The sequence below is a fragment of the uncultured Campylobacter sp. genome (genome assembly GCF_938018145.1).
GTDB lineage: Bacteria > Campylobacterota > Campylobacteria > Campylobacterales > Campylobacteraceae > Campylobacter_A.
The window spans coordinates 1-15,882 of sequence record NZ_CALIII010000013.1 but is presented as its reverse complement, the minus strand read 5'-3'; the positions used below and the strand labels follow the sequence as shown (position 1 = coordinate 15,882).

Annotated in this window: 19 protein-coding genes; 14 read left to right on the top strand and 5 right to left on the bottom strand. The window is 47.0% G+C overall.

Translation table 11 applies throughout. The features are described from left to right. The 3 genes from Q0338_RS00445 to Q0338_RS00435 form a co-directional block, all read right to left on the bottom strand. Positions 1-1,319, bottom strand: a 1,319-nt coding sequence (locus Q0338_RS00445) for a DUF87 domain-containing protein (RefSeq protein WP_298085053.1), incomplete at its 3' end; no start/stop codon positions are given. A 139-nt stretch (positions 1,320-1,458) separates the two neighbouring features. Beyond that, the gene (locus Q0338_RS00440) at positions 1,459-2,181 is read right to left on the bottom strand and encodes a PilZ domain-containing protein (protein WP_298085052.1); all 723 of its coding nucleotides are present in this window, start codon (positions 2,179-2,181) and stop codon (positions 1,459-1,461) included. A gap of 156 nt (positions 2,182-2,337) precedes the next feature. Next, complete coding sequence (locus Q0338_RS00435; RefSeq protein ID WP_002947343.1) at positions 2,338-2,937, bottom strand: peroxiredoxin; 600 nt, start codon at positions 2,935-2,937, stop codon at positions 2,338-2,340. A gap of 165 nt (positions 2,938-3,102) precedes the next feature. On the opposite strand from Q0338_RS00435, the gene Q0338_RS00430 reads away from it, so the two are divergent. From Q0338_RS00430 to Q0338_RS00400, 7 genes are all read left to right on the top strand, one after another. Beyond that, positions 3,103-3,387, top strand: coding sequence for a 4Fe-4S dicluster domain-containing protein (locus tag Q0338_RS00430; RefSeq protein WP_298085051.1), 285 nt, complete (start codon positions 3,103-3,105; stop codon positions 3,385-3,387). A gap of 95 nt (positions 3,388-3,482) precedes the next feature. After that, positions 3,483-3,896, top strand: a complete 414-nt coding sequence (gene ndk / locus Q0338_RS00425) for a nucleoside-diphosphate kinase (RefSeq protein WP_122863180.1) — start codon at positions 3,483-3,485, stop codon at positions 3,894-3,896. 14 nt (positions 3,897-3,910) lie between these two features. Further along, entirely contained in the window at positions 3,911-4,267 is a 357-nt protein-coding gene (locus tag Q0338_RS00420; RefSeq protein WP_298085050.1) for a YceD family protein, read from the top strand. Positions 4,268-4,278: 11 nt separating this feature from the next. Further along, a complete protein-coding gene (gene rpmF, locus Q0338_RS00415; RefSeq protein WP_002943740.1) occupies positions 4,279-4,425 on the top strand; it encodes a 50S ribosomal protein L32 in 147 nt (48 codons plus the stop codon). Between the two features lie 5 nt (positions 4,426-4,430). Further along, positions 4,431-5,420 carry a phosphate acyltransferase PlsX gene (gene plsX / locus Q0338_RS00410; RefSeq protein WP_002952384.1) on the top strand — a complete coding sequence of 330 codons (990 nt, stop codon included), beginning with the start codon at positions 4,431-4,433 and terminating at the stop codon, positions 5,418-5,420. A gap of 19 nt (positions 5,421-5,439) precedes the next feature. Next, complete coding sequence (locus tag Q0338_RS00405; protein WP_298085049.1) at positions 5,440-6,399, top strand: beta-ketoacyl-ACP synthase III; 960 nt, start codon at positions 5,440-5,442, stop codon at positions 6,397-6,399. A 143-nt stretch (positions 6,400-6,542) separates the two neighbouring features. Then, entirely contained in the window at positions 6,543-7,775 is a 1,233-nt protein-coding gene (locus Q0338_RS00400) for a DUF2920 family protein (RefSeq protein WP_298085048.1), read from the top strand. Between the two features lie 134 nt (positions 7,776-7,909). Here Q0338_RS00400 and Q0338_RS00395 read toward each other — a convergent pair whose 3' ends face one another. Both Q0338_RS00395 and serC read right to left on the bottom strand, forming a co-directional pair. Continuing rightward, complete coding sequence (locus Q0338_RS00395) at positions 7,910-8,593, bottom strand: hypothetical protein (protein ID WP_298085047.1); 684 nt, start codon at positions 8,591-8,593, stop codon at positions 7,910-7,912. A 364-nt stretch (positions 8,594-8,957) separates the two neighbouring features. Beyond that, on the bottom strand, positions 8,958-10,034 hold the full coding sequence (serC, locus tag Q0338_RS00390) for a 3-phosphoserine/phosphohydroxythreonine transaminase (protein ID WP_298085046.1): 1,077 nt from the start codon (positions 10,032-10,034) through the stop codon (positions 8,958-8,960). Positions 10,035-10,177: 143 nt separating this feature from the next. On the opposite strand from serC, the gene Q0338_RS00385 reads away from it, so the two are divergent. From Q0338_RS00385 to Q0338_RS00355, 7 genes are all read left to right on the top strand, one after another. Beyond that, positions 10,178-11,596: a CHAD domain-containing protein gene (locus tag Q0338_RS00385; protein WP_298085045.1), complete on the top strand. Its 1,419-nt coding sequence runs from the start codon at positions 10,178-10,180 to the stop codon at positions 11,594-11,596. 10 nt (positions 11,597-11,606) lie between these two features. After that, complete coding sequence (gene ubiE / locus Q0338_RS00380; RefSeq protein ID WP_298085044.1) at positions 11,607-12,323, top strand: bifunctional demethylmenaquinone methyltransferase/2-methoxy-6-polyprenyl-1,4-benzoquinol methylase UbiE; 717 nt, start codon at positions 11,607-11,609, stop codon at positions 12,321-12,323. Next, complete coding sequence (gene xseA, locus Q0338_RS00375; RefSeq protein WP_298085043.1) at positions 12,317-13,480, top strand: exodeoxyribonuclease VII large subunit; 1,164 nt, start codon at positions 12,317-12,319, stop codon at positions 13,478-13,480. The genes ubiE and xseA overlap by 7 nt, the downstream gene beginning before the upstream one ends. A 106-nt stretch (positions 13,481-13,586) precedes the next feature. Further along, a complete protein-coding gene (locus Q0338_RS00370; RefSeq protein WP_009495029.1) occupies positions 13,587-14,255 on the top strand; it encodes a CsgG/HfaB family protein in 669 nt (222 codons plus the stop codon). Between the two features lie 9 nt (positions 14,256-14,264). Beyond that, entirely contained in the window at positions 14,265-14,819 is a 555-nt protein-coding gene (locus tag Q0338_RS00365) for a DUF4810 domain-containing protein (protein WP_298085042.1), read from the top strand. Beyond that, complete coding sequence (locus Q0338_RS00360) at positions 14,809-15,489, top strand: DUF799 domain-containing protein (protein WP_298085041.1); 681 nt, start codon at positions 14,809-14,811, stop codon at positions 15,487-15,489. Before Q0338_RS00365 ends, Q0338_RS00360 begins: the two co-directional genes overlap by 11 nt. Positions 15,490-15,507: 18 nt before the next feature. After that, on the top strand, positions 15,508-15,882 hold a 375-nt coding region (locus tag Q0338_RS00355), incomplete at its 3' end, for a DIP1984 family protein (protein ID WP_298085040.1).

The following is a 15,882-nucleotide window of genomic DNA, read 5'->3' as shown; positions in this document are numbered from 1 at the left end:
TAGCTCAGAGCCCAGCGCGTCGAGATGACGGACAGCCCGTCCTCGTGGATGTTTTTTAGTAGGAAGTTGCGCTTTTGCAAATTTGAGATGAGATTTTCTATCTCGCCTTTATCCATCGCAGAGCCCGCAAGCCCCGTCATACCGTCGATCACGCGCGCTTTGTCCTGCGCGGTTTGCAAGCGCCCGATAAACCACGTGCCGATGTTGCTAAGGCCTTTGTAGTCAAGATCGACCGGGTTTTGGGTGCTCAGTATCACGCCAAGGCCGTGCGCGCGGGCTTGCTTGAGTAGCGTTAGCATCGGGGTTTTGCTAGGCGGGTTGCCGTTTGGCGGGAAAAATCCGAAAATCTCGTCCATATAAAGCACCGCGCGAAGCGAGCTCGTACCCTCGGTCTTGCGCATCCACGCGATGATCTCGTTTAGCAGCAGCGTCACGAAAAACATCCTCTCGCTGTCTTTTAGGTGCGAGATGGTAAAGATATTGCACTTTGCCTTGCCGTTTGCGTTAAAAAGCATTTTTGAGATATCGAGTCGCTCGCCGCTCAGCCACGCGCGAAAATCAGGGCTTGCAAGCAGCGTGTTGATCTTGACCGCTAGCTTCATGCGCTCGGAGCTTGGATAAAATTTCTCCACGTCAAATACGCCGATCTTAGCAAACGGAGGCGTCGCGATAAAGCCGATGAGCTCCTCTAGGCTCACGTCCGCGCCCTGGCTAAATTTATCTATAAAAATGTTTGAGATGAGCAGGTGCTCTTTTGAATTTACGTCGTTTTCTATGCCCACGAGCGAGAGCACGGAGCTAGCCAGAGAGCCAACGTACTCGCTAAACTCCTCGCTGCCTACGTCTAAATTCGGGCGCGAAAAATCGCCCAGCAGCGCCACGCCGACGCCGCTACTGCTCTTTGGCGTATAAATTTTTAGCTCGGCGCTATCTTTAAAAAGCCCCACGCGCTCTAAGCTTTGAAACGAACCCTCGATGCCTTTTGCCCACGTCTGCGCTTCGCTAGCGGCAAACTCATCCACGCTCATGCCTTTGTTTTGCGCTTCGTTTTCATCGACGTACGGCGCAAAATCCTGCGCGCGCATCTGTGGAAACGCCAAAGCGAGGTTTGTCATATCGCCCTTTGGGTCGATTATAAAGGTCGGGATGTTATCGATGCAGGCTTCTTCTAGGATGCCGATACCAAGGCCGGTTTTACCGCTACCGGTCATGCCGATGATGGCTGCGTGCGTCGTGAGGTCTTTGTTTTTGTAAAAAAACGGCTCTTTGTCTTTGAGACCGACGTAAAATAGCTTTAAATTTTCTTGGATGGTTTTCATGTGCTTCCTTGTAGATTTTGGGCTATTTTACTGATTTTTGTTTAAATTTCGGGTGAAGCTACGAGGTAAATTTGAAATCGAAGCGGGTAAAATTTAAAAAAGGCAAGCGCAAGGCTCGCCTTTTAATTTTGCGTTAAATTTATTGGTAAGTTTTTAGCTGCTCTTTTAGCTCTTCGAGAGTTTCTTTTACGCGCTTGTCGGTAAATTTTACGATATTTTGATGCGCGTTTTGTTTGTTCATCACTTGGCAGCAGTATCTCATGGCGCCTTTGTATTTTAGCGCGGTAACTAGCTTTAGATCGATATCGACGTCTACTTTTTCGCAAGATCCGCTTTCGCAGTCAGAAAGTCCGAGCTCAAATTTGGCGTTTACTTGCTCACCGTCCCTAAACTCTCCGTCATCGGCGCTAACGACGCCGAGTCCGCCCTCGGAGATATCATATAAATTCCCCTGCACTGCGCTACCGTTTTGAGCAAGAGAGACCTTGGTATAGCGATTTGGATAGACGCGCTGATATTTTCGCAAATTTGCATGCAGGTTGTGCATGTAGATAAAATCTCTAAGCGTCACGGTCAAATTCGACAAATCAAATCCCGCAATATCGGCTCTTAAATTTTCGGCAAAATACTCGTCGCGCACGATGTAGGCGTTTTTTTCCTCTTTCATGGCCAAAATTTGCTCTAGCGTTACCTTGCAAACCACGGTCTCATCCTCGACGGCTATCACGCTGCCTTGACACTCGACCTTTACGCCGTTGTATAAATTTAAAAAATGAATTTGGTGGTTGTCTTTTAGAGCCTTTGAAAATACGCTAATAGCGCCTTCTAAGATCATAGAATCGCTGTTGTCAGTGTTGATCATTTAGAGGTTTTCCTTCCGAGATTTTAGAAATTGCCTCTATTATAGTAAATTTATTTTGTTTTTAGTTTAAATTTTTTGCGTATTTTGTTAAAAATTTTGTAAAGTGGGTAAAAAAAGGGAAGAAAAGGGCGAGAGTTCGCCCTTAAATTTAAATGATTATAGCTTATCCGCATTGTGAGATAGGTAGTCTGCGACGCCTGCGGTATCGGCTTTCATGCCTTTATCGCCTTTGTTCCAACCGGCAGGGCAAACCTCTCCGTGCTCGTTGGTAAATAGCATCGTATCGACCATTCTTATCATCTCGTCGATGTTTCTTCCAAGCGGAAGGTCGTTGATGACCGCGTGGCGAACGGTGCCGTCTTTATCAAGCAAGAAGCTACCGCGAAGCGCGACGCCCGCATCCTCTAAAAGTACGTCAAAACCGCGAGCGATAGACTTAGTCATATCGGCTACTAGCGGGAAGCGGACTTGGCCGATGCCGCCTTTGTTTACCGGAGTTTCTTTCCACGCAAAGTGAGAGAATTGGTTATCTGTCGAAACGCCGATAACTTCGATACCGCGGGCTTTAAACTCATCGTATCTCTTATCAAACGCGATGATCTCGCTAGGGCAAACGAATGTAAAGTCCATAGGGTAGAAAAATACTACTGCGCCCTTCTCGCCGATATTTTTATATAGGTTGAAATCGTTCACGATTTGATTGCTTCCTAAAACTGCTGCAGCTGTAAAATCAGGTGCTTTTTTTGTTACTAACATTTTTTCTCCTTAATAATTTTTATTTGTAGCGAAATTATATCATCTAAAGATTAAAAAGAGCTAAAAATTTAACGTTTTCGTTTTAAAATTTAACGCAAAAATTTAATATCAAATTTACTTAGTTTTTGATATTCTTGCGAAAATTTTGACCAAAAAGGATAAAAAATGGCAGTAAAAATAACAGATATTTGCATCAGCTGCGGCTCATGCATCGACGAGTGCCCGACGAGCGCTATCGTAGACGACGCGGATAACCCGACCGGCGAGGACGCATACTACGTCTATGCCGATAAATGCGTCGAGTGCGTAGGATTTAACGACGAGCCGGCATGCGCCTCAGCCTGTCCGACCGACGGCTGCATCGTTTGGGACGCTCCTTTTGCAGGACAGCCTTCTCGCGCCGAGATAACTGTAGATATGAGAACGGGCGAAACGGCCGTCATCTCGTAAACTTCGCATCTAAGCCCTTTTGCGGGGCTTATTTTGAAATTTAATTTTTTTTTGATATAATCACCGCCTTATAAAAACCACAAAAAGGAAATTTTATGCAGCAAACGCTTTCTATTATTAAGCCTGATGCCGTAAAAAAGGGCGTTATCGGAAAAATCGTGGATAGATTCGAAAGCAACGGACTAAGAATCGCCGCTATGAAAAAAGTCAAACTAAGCAAATGCGACGCAAAAGCTTTCTACGCAGTTCACAAAGACAGACCTTTCTTCAACGATTTGGTTGATTTTATGGTGAGCGGACCGGTCGTAGTTATGGTTCTTGAGGGCGACGACGCGGTAGCTAAAAATCGCGATCTAATGGGCGCAACAAACCCAAAAGAAGCAAAACCTGGCACTATTAGAGCCGACTTTGCAGAGAGCATCGACGCAAATGCCGTTCACGGTAGCGACAGCCTAGAAAACGCTAAAAACGAGATTGCGTTTTTCTTTGCGACAAGAGAAATTTGCTAAATTTAGGTTAAATTTTGAAAATATCTTTCGCCAAAATCACAAATAATCAAATGCCGTTCGAGCTAAACTCGGACGGGCTAAATTTTAACGGCGAACTAAAAAGAGTAACCCAAAATTTAGTTAGTTGCAAAGGTAAGATCGTAGGTGAGATAGCTCACAACTGCGACCGATGCGGCGAAGATATAAATTTAAAGCTTGATGAAGATGTAAATTTGATATTAAGCGACGGAATTTATAAAGATAAAGAAGAAAACCTCGACGATGTAGTTGAGTTTTTCGACGGTTTTATAAATTTAGAAGAAGTATTAACAAGCGAAATAGAAGCTTTTAAGAGCGATTATTTTTATTGTGATAAATGTAAAAATCTATAAAGGAGAATAAAATGGCAGTACCTAAACGAAGAGTAAGTCATACTCGCGCGGCAAAGAGAAGAACGCACTACAAAGTAACGCTTCCGGTTCCCGTAAAAGATAAAGACGGCTCATGGAAAATGCCTCACCGCGTAAATAAAACTACCGGAGAGTATTAATACAAATGACCAGCATTTGCATTGACGCGATGGGCGGCGACTTCGGTCCGCAACCTATTATCGGCGGCGTGATCGAGGCTTTAAAAGAAGTAAAATTTGAAGCCGTTTTGGTAGGCGATACGAAAATTTTAGAAAGCCTCGTTCCGCAAAATTTAAAACAATACGTAAAATTTATTCAAGCCGACGAGGTCGTTTCTATGAGCGACGGCGCCACCGATGCGTTAAAGCGAAAAGAAAGCAGTATTTTTAAGGCTATCGAGCTACTTAAAAATAAACAAACTATGGCCGTAGTTTCGGCAGGACACAGCGGAGCTACGATGAGTCTTGCCACGCTTCGAGTCGGACGGCTTAAAAACGTCTCGCGCCCGGCGATAGCGACGCTAATGCCAAACGTAACCGGCGGCAACACGCTAGTTTTGGACGTCGGCGCAAACGTGGACTGTAGGCCGGAGCATCTATTTCAATTTGCGATAATGGGCGAAGCCTACGCAAAAGAAATTTTAAAAATAAAATCCCCTAAACTAGGACTTTTATCTAACGGCGAAGAGAGCAGTAAGGGCAACGAGGCAACTAAAGAAGCATTTGAAATGATCTCAAAACTTGATAGCTTCGTAGGCAACGCCGAAGGAAATCAGGTTTTTGACGGAAGCGTCGATGTCGTTATTTGCGATGGATTCGTCGGAAATATCCTACTAAAAACAAGCGAAGGCGTAGCTGACGCGATAACTAAAATCATCAAAAAACATGTTAAAAAATCCCCGGTCGCCATAGCAGGCTCGCTTCTCATGAAAAAAGTTTTTAAAACTCTAAAACAGCAAGTTGATTACGACGAATATGGCGGCGCACCGCTACTTGGCGTGAACGGCTGCGTCATAATAAGCCACGGCAAAAGCACTCCAAAAGCTATTAAAAATGCGATATTTCAAGCTCTAAAATTCGCAAACTCCGATATAAATAAAGTCATCGAAGACGAGCTTTCGCACTTCGCAAAATGAAATTACAAAGAAAAATTTAATGCCAAAAGCCTCGCTAATATCCATAGCCGCATACGCTCCACCTAAAATTTTAACAAATTTCGACCTTGAAAAAATGGTGGAAACTAGCGACGAATGGATAGTTAAACGCACCGGCATCAGCCAAAGACGCATAGCGCAAGATGAAGACACGAGCGATCTTGGCACGAAAGCGGCACAAATAGCGCTTGAAAGAGCAAATTTGACGGCAAAAGATATCGATGCGGTTATCTGCGCAACCATCTCGCCCGATCACTTTTGTATGCCTTCGACGGCGTGCAAGATCGCCAAAAATTTAGGTATAAATGCCATTACGGCATTTGATATAAGCGCAGCCTGCACGGGTTTTATTTATCTGCTTGAGCTAGCAAAATCACTGATTGAAAGCGGAAGCAAAAAAAACGTATTGATAATCGGAGCCGAAAAACTAAGTAAGATCGTCGACTGGACGGACAGAACGACTTGCATACTATTTGGCGACGGAGCAGGTGCCGCGGTCGTAAGCGCTAGCGAAGAAAACGAAATAATCGACGTTCACACTGCAGCCGACGGTAACTACGCAAACCTGCTCATAACTCCAGGTGGCGAAGAGAAATTTATCAAGATGTCGGGCAATGAAGTCTTTAAAATCGCAGTCCAGACGCTAACCAAAGACGTCGTAGATATCCTAGAAAAAAATCAAATTTCAAGCGATAAAATCGATCTTTTTATACCTCATCAGGCAAATTTACGCATCATCGAAGCAGTCAAGCAGCGCTTAAATTTTACAAACGAGCAGTGCGTCATAACCATCGGAAAATACGGCAACACAAGCTCAGCCTCTATACCTATGGCGATGAATGACGCATATGAAGCGGATAGACTTAAAAAAGGCGATTTGCTTTTATTGGACGCATTCGGCGGCGGCTTTACTTGGGGTTCGGCTTTACTCAAATTCGGCGGCAAAGGCTACGAAAAATAATTTTAACAGATAGATTGCTATCAAAATTTAAATCAATTTCATAACCCAACAACAATCAACACAAAAACGCCCATCGGTCATTAAAATTTATCAAATTTAGCCAAGTGCGCATATGATAAACGTATTATTTCCGAGGCCGAATCATGATAATAAATAAAACATACGAGATCCCATCCTGCGACGATGTAGGGCTTGGCCTAAAGCGAGAATCCGTGTTAGAATTTAAGCTATGCTACGACGATGAAAAGGCGATTAGGGCCCTCGTTTTTATAGTGCCGGGTCTTGGCGGCGATGCGAATGAAAACTATAGAGAGCATTTAGCGCAGTTCGTAGCTAGCGAATTTAGCGTAGCAGTAGCGAGTCCGAACTACCACTGTATCGGCAACAGGCCGCAAACGGGGGCAACCTATTTTTTAAACGATTTAGACCAAATCATCCTTAAAAACAAATGCTCGAAAATCGGCATAGAGATCCCAAGCGATATCAGCTACGGCGAACTCTCAGTGCTAGATGCCTATCTGGGCAATATAAAATCAAGCGGCGGTTTGCCGAGCGATTTTAAATTAGAAATATCCGTAACGCTGCAACCGACCAAAAACGAGTATCAAAATTTCGGCGTTATGCAGGCCCAAGACGTGATAAATGCCGCACTTTTTATCAAGGCAGATCCGCCGTTTAAACCAGCAACAGATATAGACGAGCTGCCCGTGGTCCTAGTCGGCAGCTCGCACGGCGCATACATAAACGCCTTAGCAGCCAAATTTGCACCGTGGCTCGTGGACGGTCTCATCGACAACAGCAGCTACGCGAAGCTAAACTGGGAGCTCATAGGCCTAGGCAAAGAGGCGGATTATCTCAAATTTCGCGAATACTCAACCGATATATATTTTAAAAATATCAAAATTTACGTCTTTACCAAAACGATGTGGACGCTACTAGATAAATCCTCGCCTCGATATTTCTCGCAGGCGCGCGAAGATATACGAAACGCCCTAGACGCCGCGCATCTAAAAGTCCAAAGCGAGTATCCAAAGCCTATCTACGTCGGCTACCACTGCGCCGTAAACGATCACTGCTCGCCGCCCGAGGAAAAGGCACAGTTCTACGAGGAGCTAGGAAAGCTCGGCTTTGACGCAACCTTGCATATGATAAAAGACGAGAGCGAGCTTGACGGTAGATTTCTCAAAAAGCTAACGCACGGCCTAGAGATGTCTATCAAGCTTTTGATCGCCAAGGAGCTACCGCCGATGCTAGAAAAGATAGCATCTCGCGAGAAGCAAATTTGCAAGAATAAAAGCATAACCTATCGCTCAAACGAGCTGGAATATAAATTTTCAGAGGCAAACGGCAAGATAAATTTGGAGATAAAAAGATGATTTTATTTGTAAAATTTGCGTTTGCTAGGGGCTAATTCGAGCGGCAAAATTTGATAAAAAATTTAAGAGGCAAAAGCCGCGCGACAACTAAAAGCAATTTTATACGCAAATTTGACAAAAAACTCAAGCCTAACTTACTCTAAACTAAAAAACCGCCTCATCTTACGTCTCCAGTCGTCTTTTGGTATTTCCGTATCGTTTGGATCGTCGCTCCAGACCTCGTGTTTGTCCTCGAAAAATATCGCAGACCTTTGAGCTTGCGGCATAAATTTCGTCTTGTCCTCCACGGGGATTTTGTTTGCCCGAAAATACCGCAACAACTCAAAATAATCATCTCTGCTATAGCAATTTACCAAAAAATAATTTCTATTTTTCATCCTAATGACGAAATTTTTACGCAGTAGCCATAGCGGTTCGCCGGATTTTTTGAGTTTATAGATTTTAAACGGTAGCGCAAATATCAAATAAACCAAAAGATATCTTATAAAGTCTTTCGTTTTGTTAAAATGCACGCCGATAGAGGACTTTTTATAGAGCTGATACGGGGTAAAAAAGTGAAATCTGCCGTATCTCCTATCAAGCTCGCTTATAACGCAAAAATAGACCTTTTCTACGTCTTTTACGAGGGTGATTTTCTCCTCGCTCTCTACTTTGTTTACGTAGACATACTCTATATGATAAATTTGCTCGCTAGAAAATCTAAAAAAGCTCGGTTTTTGTTTAAAAACTCGCGGCGCGAAAATATAAGTATTGTGCAGGTCGAATAATAAAAGATATGCGGGCAAAGCAATTAAGATAAATACGGTGTAAAAGCTCATAGTCGCTAAAAGCAAATACAAAAACGATAATCGAGTAAAGAATAATTACCATCCCGCCAAAAACAGCGCGCCGTAGTCGTTTATGATTATCGGATTTTCGTCGTAGTTTCTCAAATTTTCTCCAAATTTCGCTTCACGCAGTTAAATTTAAAATGGATAACAGAAAGGCGAAAGAGAGCTAAATTTAACTCGGTAAATTTAAGACCGACTCATCGTAAAACCAAAGCAAATTTAAGCGGCCGCCCCCAAGCCAAAGCCGCTTAAATTTGAGTAAAAAGCAAAATTTGACGCGCCCCGAATTTAAACCCCCGAGTTTAAATTTACCCGAAACAAATCCAAATTCGAGCAGTGCGTCTAGTCAAATTTACCCGTTTTTCCTAGCAAATTCTTTCATAAACTCAGCCAAAGTCCGCACGTTTTCGATACTCACGGCGTTGTATATCGAGGCTCTGATGCCGCCTACGTGACGGTGTCCTTTTAGACCCAGCATGCCCGCATTTTCGGACTCGGCGATAAAGGCCGCCTCCAGCTCGCGGTTTGCGATGGTAAAGCTAACGTTCATCAGCGAGCGGCTATCTTTTTGCGCGTGACCTTTGTAAAAGCCGCCAGAACCGTCGATCGCGCCGTAAAGCAGCGCCGCCTTTTGCTCGTTTATCTCGTTTATCGCCGATAAACCGCCCTGCTCCTGCACCCAGCCCAGCGTCAAATTTAGCAGATATATGCCAAACGTCGGAGGCGTGTTGTATAGCGATGCGGCCGACGCGTGCGTGTCGTAGCGAAGCATTGTCGGGGTGCGATCCATGCAGGCTCGCTCCAGCATATCTTTGCGGATGATGACGACGGTTACGCCGCTTGGGCCGGCATTTTTCTGCGCGCCGCCGTATAGCAGCCCCACGTCCGTGAAATCAACCGGCCGCGAGAAAAAATCGCTCGACGCATCGACGACTAGCGGGGCCTTGGAGCGAGGCAGCGCGCGGTACTGCGTGCCGTAGATGGTGTTGTTCGTGCAGACGTAGCCGTATGCGGCGTCGCCGTCAAATTTGACCTCGGGGATGCGGTCGTAGGAGGTCTCTTTGCTACTAGCGACCACTTCATAGGATACGCCGACGTTTGCGGCCTCTTTGATCGCTTTGCTCGTCCAGACGCCCGTGTCGGCATACTGCGCGACGCCTTTGGCGGCTAAATTTAGCGGTATCATCGCAAACTGCAAATGCGCGCCGCCTTGCAAAAATAGCACGTCAAATTCCTCGCCGATGCCGTATAGCTCGCGCGCCTTGGCCATCGCGCCGTAGTGCACCTCTTCAAAAATCTTGCTTCGGTGGCTGATTTCCATTATCGAAAAGCCCTTGCCCTGATAGTCGGTGAGCTCGTTCTGCGCGCGCTCAAGCACGCTAAGAGGCAGAGCCGAAGGACCAGCACTAAAATTTAGCTTTCTATTCATCCAAACTCCTTTCAAATTTGAGCTGATTTTAGCGTTATTTGCGTTAAAAAATCATTTCGCGTCGCAAGGTCGGCGGCAAAAGGACGCAAATTTTACACTTTAAGCTACCTTTTGATACAATTTTTCATATTAAGGAGCGAAATTTGATAGAGATCGAGCGTAAATTTATCCTGCGTGACGCCGCCGTCATAAACGAGCTAAAAGCCCGCGACATCGACGTCCAGCAAAAAGAGGTGACGCAAATTTACGTCAAAATCACTCCGCTTGAGGAGATTAGATTTCGCGAGGCTTCGGGCGTTTTTACGATCACGCAAAAATCAGGCGTCGGCCTAGCGCGTGAGGAAAACGAGAGCGAAACGGACGCCAAAAGCTTTAAAAAAGCCCTAAAAAACGCAGTCGCCGCTCCTATAAAAAAGACGAGATTTTTATTTAGGCTTGAGGGCGCCGCCTGCAACGTCGATATTTTTCACGGCGCTTTAGAGGGGCTTGTAACTTTAGAGGCCGAGTTTGCTAGCGAGCGCGAGGCCGCGGAGTTTAACCCGCCTGAGTTTATCGCCGTGCACATAGCTAGCGAGGTCACGGAGGATGAGCGCTATAAAAATAAAAATTTAGCGCTTTTTGGCTTGCCGCAGGGCAAATTTGACGCGCAAAAGAGCATTGAAATTTTACAAAATAGCCCCGAGCTAGAGCTAAATTTACCAAGCTACATCGGTGCGATGGACGCGATGCGGACGGTGTTTTTTCAGATTTTTACGGCGCTAAACAAACACCTAAACGAGTACGCAAGCTCTGGCGATGCCGAGGCGCTGCATCAGATCCGCGTAAATCTACGCAAAACGCGCTCGCTACTTAAAATTTTCACTCCCGTTTTTGACCGAAAAACGGCTTGCTATTTTCTGCTAAATTTTAAAAAACTAGCCGAGCTAACCAACCAAAAGCGCGATATAGACGTATTTTGCGAGTTTTTGCAAAAACAAAAAGGCTTTGAATCACTAGCTAGCGAGCTAGAAAATTTAAGCAAAACCCTAGCCAAAAGCGTCCAGGCCGAGCTACAAAGCGACGAAGCAAACGAAATTTTGCGCGACTGGGAGGTATTTTTACGCGAGGGAAGCGACTTTTTTAAAGGCGAGCTAGGAGACGCGCCGATAAAAAAACTCGCCGCAAAATCCATGCGAGCTCAAATTTTACGCCTTAAAAAATCTCTCTCAAATTTGAGCGAAACTACCGAAAACGCGCAGTTTCACAAGTGCCGCATCGAGATAAAAAGACTAAGGTATCTAAGCGAGATTTTCGGCGGCGGTTTTGATTTTGCTGCAGCCAAAAAATGCTTTAAAAAGAGCAAAATTTTACAAGAAACCTTTGGCTCGCTGCAAGACGCCGACATCTGGCTAGGCCTGCTAGCGCACGTAAAAAGCGGCGCCGAGCAAAAGCGCATAGACAAACTCCAAGCTAAAATTTACAAAAAAATCTACGAGCTGCGAAGCGAAATTTTAGACTCAAAGCCTAAAATTTTAAAAAGCCTCACAAAGCTTTCGCGCGGCTTAAAAATCTACTATATCTAAAAGAGAAAAAATGGAAAAACAAGAAAAAATAGTTCAGATGTTTAACGACATCGCGCCCACCTACGACCTGGCAAACCGCGTGCTGAGCATGGGCGCGGACGTGAGCTGGCGCAAGATCGCGTGCAAAACGGTTCTGTCAAATTTCAAAGACTCAAGCGTAAATATCGTCGACGTCGCATGCGGTACGGGCGATATGATGGGCTTTTGGCAAAAGACGGCAGGCGAGTTTAACGTAAAAATCGAAAATCTAATCGGCGTCGATCCCTCAAGCGGCATGCTCGCGGTCGCCAAACAGAAATTCCCCGAGTTTAAATTTATCGAGGCGTTAGCGACGCAAACGACGCTTGATAGCGGCTCGATGGACGTGCTGAGCATCAGCTACGGCATCAGAAACGTGGTCGAGCGAGAAGCCGCGCTAAGAGAGTTTAACAGAGTGCTAAAAATGGGCGGATATGTCGTAGTGCTAGAGTTTACCAAGCGCAAGAAAAGCGGGATTTTAACGGGCGCTCGCGACTTTTATCTAAGTAAAATTTTGCCTAAAATCGGCGGCTTTATCTCCAAAAATCAAGAAGCCTACGAGTACCTGCCAAGCTCGATCGAGGGCTTTTTAGACGCCAAAAGCTTTGCTGATGAGCTCGCCGCCGCTGGCTTTGAGATGCGCCTTTGCAAGAGCTTTTCGATGGATATTTCTACTCTTTTCATCGCGCAAAAGGCCCGTGAGTGCTAAGCGTCAGCGAGCTAAACGAGCAAGCCAAAACTCTGCTTGAGACGACGTTTTCGTACGTCGAGGTAGAGGGCGAGATCTCGCGGCTCGTCAAACACGGCTCGGGACACTGGTATTTCACGCTAAAAGACGAAAAGGCCGCGATCTCGGCGGTCATTTATAAATTTAACGCCGCCAAGCTCAAATTTGACGTCGCAGACGGTATGAAAGTCGCTCTCTACGGCAAAATTTCGCTCTACTCGCCAAGCGGCAGCTATCAGTTTATCGCGACCCTGATACGCCCCAGCGGCGAGGGCGAGCTCGAACTTGCCTTTAAACAGCTAAAATCGCGACTTGAGAGCGAAGGGCTTTTTGATATCTCGCGCAAAAAACCGCTACCAAAATTTCCACGCAAAATCGCGCTAGTTACCTCAAAAACATCAGCCGCCTTGCAAGACATGTTGCGTATCGCGCACGGACGCTGGGCGCTGGCGGAAATCATAGTTTTTGATTCGCTAACACAAGGCGAAACCGCGCCCGCCTCGCTCATACGCGCGCTAAAAAGAGCCGACGCAAGCGACGCTGACGCGATCGTGCTGGCGCGAGGAGGCGGCAGCAGAGAGGATCTGTGGTGCTTTAACGACGAAAATCTAGCCCGCGAAATCTACGCCGCGCGCACGCCCGTGATCTCGGCCGTCGGACACGAGATTGACTACGTGATCAGCGACTTTGCGGCGGACTTTCGCGCTCCGACCCCAAGCGCGGCGATGGCTGCGCTACTGCCCGATATGGGCGAGCTAATGCAAAGCATAGATAGGCTAAGCGAGGCGACGGACGCGGCTTTCGTGCGCGTTTGGGAGCGTAAATTTAACGCTCTAGCGATGATGAGAGCGAGATTTTCTCAAGCTAGCCTCACGCAAAAAATCGCTCGCAAGGAGCAAATTTTGCTAAATTTAAGACAGGCTTTAGATGCCGCCGTGCAAACTAAACTGCTCAAATTTGAAAACGCGCTCAAGCTCGCCCGCGCCGCATACGCGCAGCAAGAGTCCTTTTTCGCGCAGATTTCAAATTTCGTCCGAGTGCAAAAGGGCGGCAAAACCGTAAATCTAAGCGAGCTAAAACCCGGCGACCGCATCGCGCTAAGCTCGGTAAACGCAAGCAAAGAGGCGGAAATTTTATAGCTAAATTTGGTCCGCGGACGCAGCGATTCAAAATTTTAGGCGGGTTAAAAATTTTTAAGTTAAAAATAGTAAGATAATAACGCAAATCAAAATTTAAAGGAGCGATATGAAAACGAACGTAAAATTTTTACTAGCCGCGTGCGCCGCGATGCTGATAACAGGCTGCGCGACTGAGCGATCGCGCGTAGTCGAAACGCCAAAAGTTCAAACCCTAAACACCAACTATCAAGGACAAAAGATCGCCGTCTCGATCGGCCGCTTTAGCAACCAGTCCTCATACCAAAACGGCGTATTTTCAGACGGCGAGGACAGACTAGGCAACCAAGCCCAAACCATCCTCATCTCAAATTTACAGCAAAGCGGGCGCTTTTCGGTGCTTGACCGCAGCAACATGCGCGCCATCAAAGAAGAAAGCGCGCTAAACAAAGAGGCGCAAAACATCAAGGGCGCAAGATACGTCATCACGGGCGACGTGACGGAGTTTGGCCGCAAAACTACGGGCGATCATCAGCTTTTTGGCATCCTTGGCAAAGGCAAAACCCAAACCGCCTACGCGAAGGTAAATCTTAACGTCGTGGACGTGAAAAACTCCGAGGTGATCTACTCCACTCAGGGCGCTGGCGAGTACGAGCTCTCAAACCGCGAGGTGCTGGGCTTTGGCGGAAGCGCTGGGTATGATTCGACGCTAAACGGCAAGGTGCTAAGCCTAGCCATCATCGAGGCCGTAAACAACCTAACGCGCGGGCTTGAAAGCGGCGCTTTTAACGCGAAATAAGGATAAATTTTGCGCTTTAAAACTCTAGCAAATTTCGCGCTCGCCTCCGCCGCCGCCATGCTACTATCTGGCTGCGCGGACGACTCGCCTAGGCAGCTATACTACTGGGACGGCGCATACACGGGCTCGGTCTATGAGTATCTAACCGAAGAGGGCGACGCGGGCGCGCAGATCGCCGCACTCGAGGAGAGCCTGCAAAAAGCCTATCAAAGAGCCGCCAAAGTCCCGCCGGGACTGCACGCGCATCTAGGCTTGCTCTATCTCTCACAAGGAAACGGGGCGAAATTTAAAGCCTACGTCGAAAAAGAGGCCGAGCTTTACCCGGAGTCGCGCGACTACGCGATGTTTTTGCTAAATCAAAACGGTAAAACGGCGGGCACAGCGGGCAAATCGGCGGCAAATTTGAGCGAGCAGACGAAGGAAAAAGCAGGCGCGAGCGAGTCAAATTCAAACGACAAAAGCTCAAATTTAAGCGAGCAAACGAGCAAGCAAAATTTGAAAAACAAGCAAACAAAACCTACCAAAACGAGCAAAACCGCAAAAGGAAGCCAAAATGAAAAATAAAATAAAATCGGCGCTCCTTGGCGCGTTTGCTGTGCTGTTTTTGGGAGCGTGCGCAGGCTCGCAGCCAGAGATTTACGACTATTCGGCGTTTTTACAGACCAAGCCTCGCTCGATCGTAGTCGTGATGCCAACCAGCGACTCATCCGAGATAAAGGCCTCCGCGGCGGTGCTGGCAAACGCGCTCTATCCGCTTAGCGAGGCGGGATATTACGTATTTTCGCCCGCGCTCGTAAACGAGACCTTTAAAAACAACGGCATCTATGACGCAGGCGAGATCGCGCAGATATCTACGTACAAGCTAAAGCAGATATTTGGCGCTGATGCCGCTCTGTATCTAAACGTCGCGGACTACGGCACCTCGTATATGCTCATTAGCAGCGTCACGCGCGTGAGCGTAGCGGCGACTCTAGTGGATCTAAACACGGGCGCCGTGCTCTGGCAAAAGAGCGCGACCGCGGCAAACGACTCGGGCGACGGCGGCGGCAACCTCATCGGTATGCTAGTCTCCGCACTAGTTAAACAGATCGCCGACTCGGTCTCGGACGCTAGCTTTGATCTCTCAGCGCGCGCGGACGCGATTTTGTTTAGCACCGATTGCCGAGACTGCTTGCTCTACGGCCCGTATTCGCCGCGATATGGCCAGGATAGGCAGCTTGGCGGCGGCAAATAAATCTTAAAAAGGACGAAAATGAAACTAGCCGAGGCGCTGATACTGCGCGCCGACATACAAAAACGCATCGAGCAGCTAAAATCAAGGCTCGCGGATAACGCAAAGGTGCAAGAGGGCGAGAAACCCAGCGAAGAGCCAAAGGCACTGCTAGCCGAGCTAGACGCGCTCACAAGCGAGCTTGAAAGACTAATCGTTCGGATAAATTTAACCAACTGCACCGCAAAGGCGGACGGCAAGAGCCTAACCGAGCTGATCGCCAAACGCGACGTACTCACGCTAAAAGCGGGCGCGCTGCGAACATTCGCGCAAGTTGCCGCGCAAAAGGTGGATGTTTATTCGCGTAGCGAGATTAAAATTTTAAGCACGGTCGATGTCGCGGCACTGCAAAAGCAG

Excerpts from the sequence above, each read along its gene's own strand:
- plsX (WP_002952384.1), top strand. The coding sequence starts at position 4,431 with ATGACCAGCATTTGCATTGACGCGATGGGCGGCGACTTCGGTCCGCAA.
- Q0338_RS00395 (WP_298085047.1), bottom strand. The coding sequence starts at position 8,593 with ATGAGCTTTTACACCGTATTTATCTTAATTGCTTTGCCCGCATATCTT.
- rpmF (WP_002943740.1), top strand. The coding sequence starts at position 4,279 with ATGGCAGTACCTAAACGAAGAGTAAGTCATACTCGCGCGGCAAAGAGA.
- ndk (WP_122863180.1), top strand. The coding sequence starts at position 3,483 with ATGCAGCAAACGCTTTCTATTATTAAGCCTGATGCCGTAAAAAAGGGC.
- serC (WP_298085046.1), bottom strand. The coding sequence starts at position 10,034 with ATGAATAGAAAGCTAAATTTTAGTGCTGGTCCTTCGGCTCTGCCTCTT.
- Q0338_RS00435 (WP_002947343.1), bottom strand. The coding sequence starts at position 2,937 with ATGTTAGTAACAAAAAAAGCACCTGATTTTACAGCTGCAGCAGTTTTA.
- Q0338_RS00440 (WP_298085052.1), bottom strand. The coding sequence starts at position 2,181 with ATGATCAACACTGACAACAGCGATTCTATGATCTTAGAAGGCGCTATT.
- Q0338_RS00430 (WP_298085051.1), top strand. The coding sequence starts at position 3,103 with ATGGCAGTAAAAATAACAGATATTTGCATCAGCTGCGGCTCATGCATC.
- ubiE (WP_298085044.1), top strand. The coding sequence starts at position 11,607 with ATGGAAAAACAAGAAAAAATAGTTCAGATGTTTAACGACATCGCGCCC.
- Q0338_RS00405 (WP_298085049.1), top strand. The coding sequence starts at position 5,440 with ATGCCAAAAGCCTCGCTAATATCCATAGCCGCATACGCTCCACCTAAA.
- Q0338_RS00370 (WP_009495029.1), top strand. The coding sequence starts at position 13,587 with ATGAAAACGAACGTAAAATTTTTACTAGCCGCGTGCGCCGCGATGCTG.
- Q0338_RS00400 (WP_298085048.1), top strand. The coding sequence starts at position 6,543 with ATGATAATAAATAAAACATACGAGATCCCATCCTGCGACGATGTAGGG.
- Q0338_RS00360 (WP_298085041.1), top strand. The coding sequence starts at position 14,809 with ATGAAAAATAAAATAAAATCGGCGCTCCTTGGCGCGTTTGCTGTGCTG.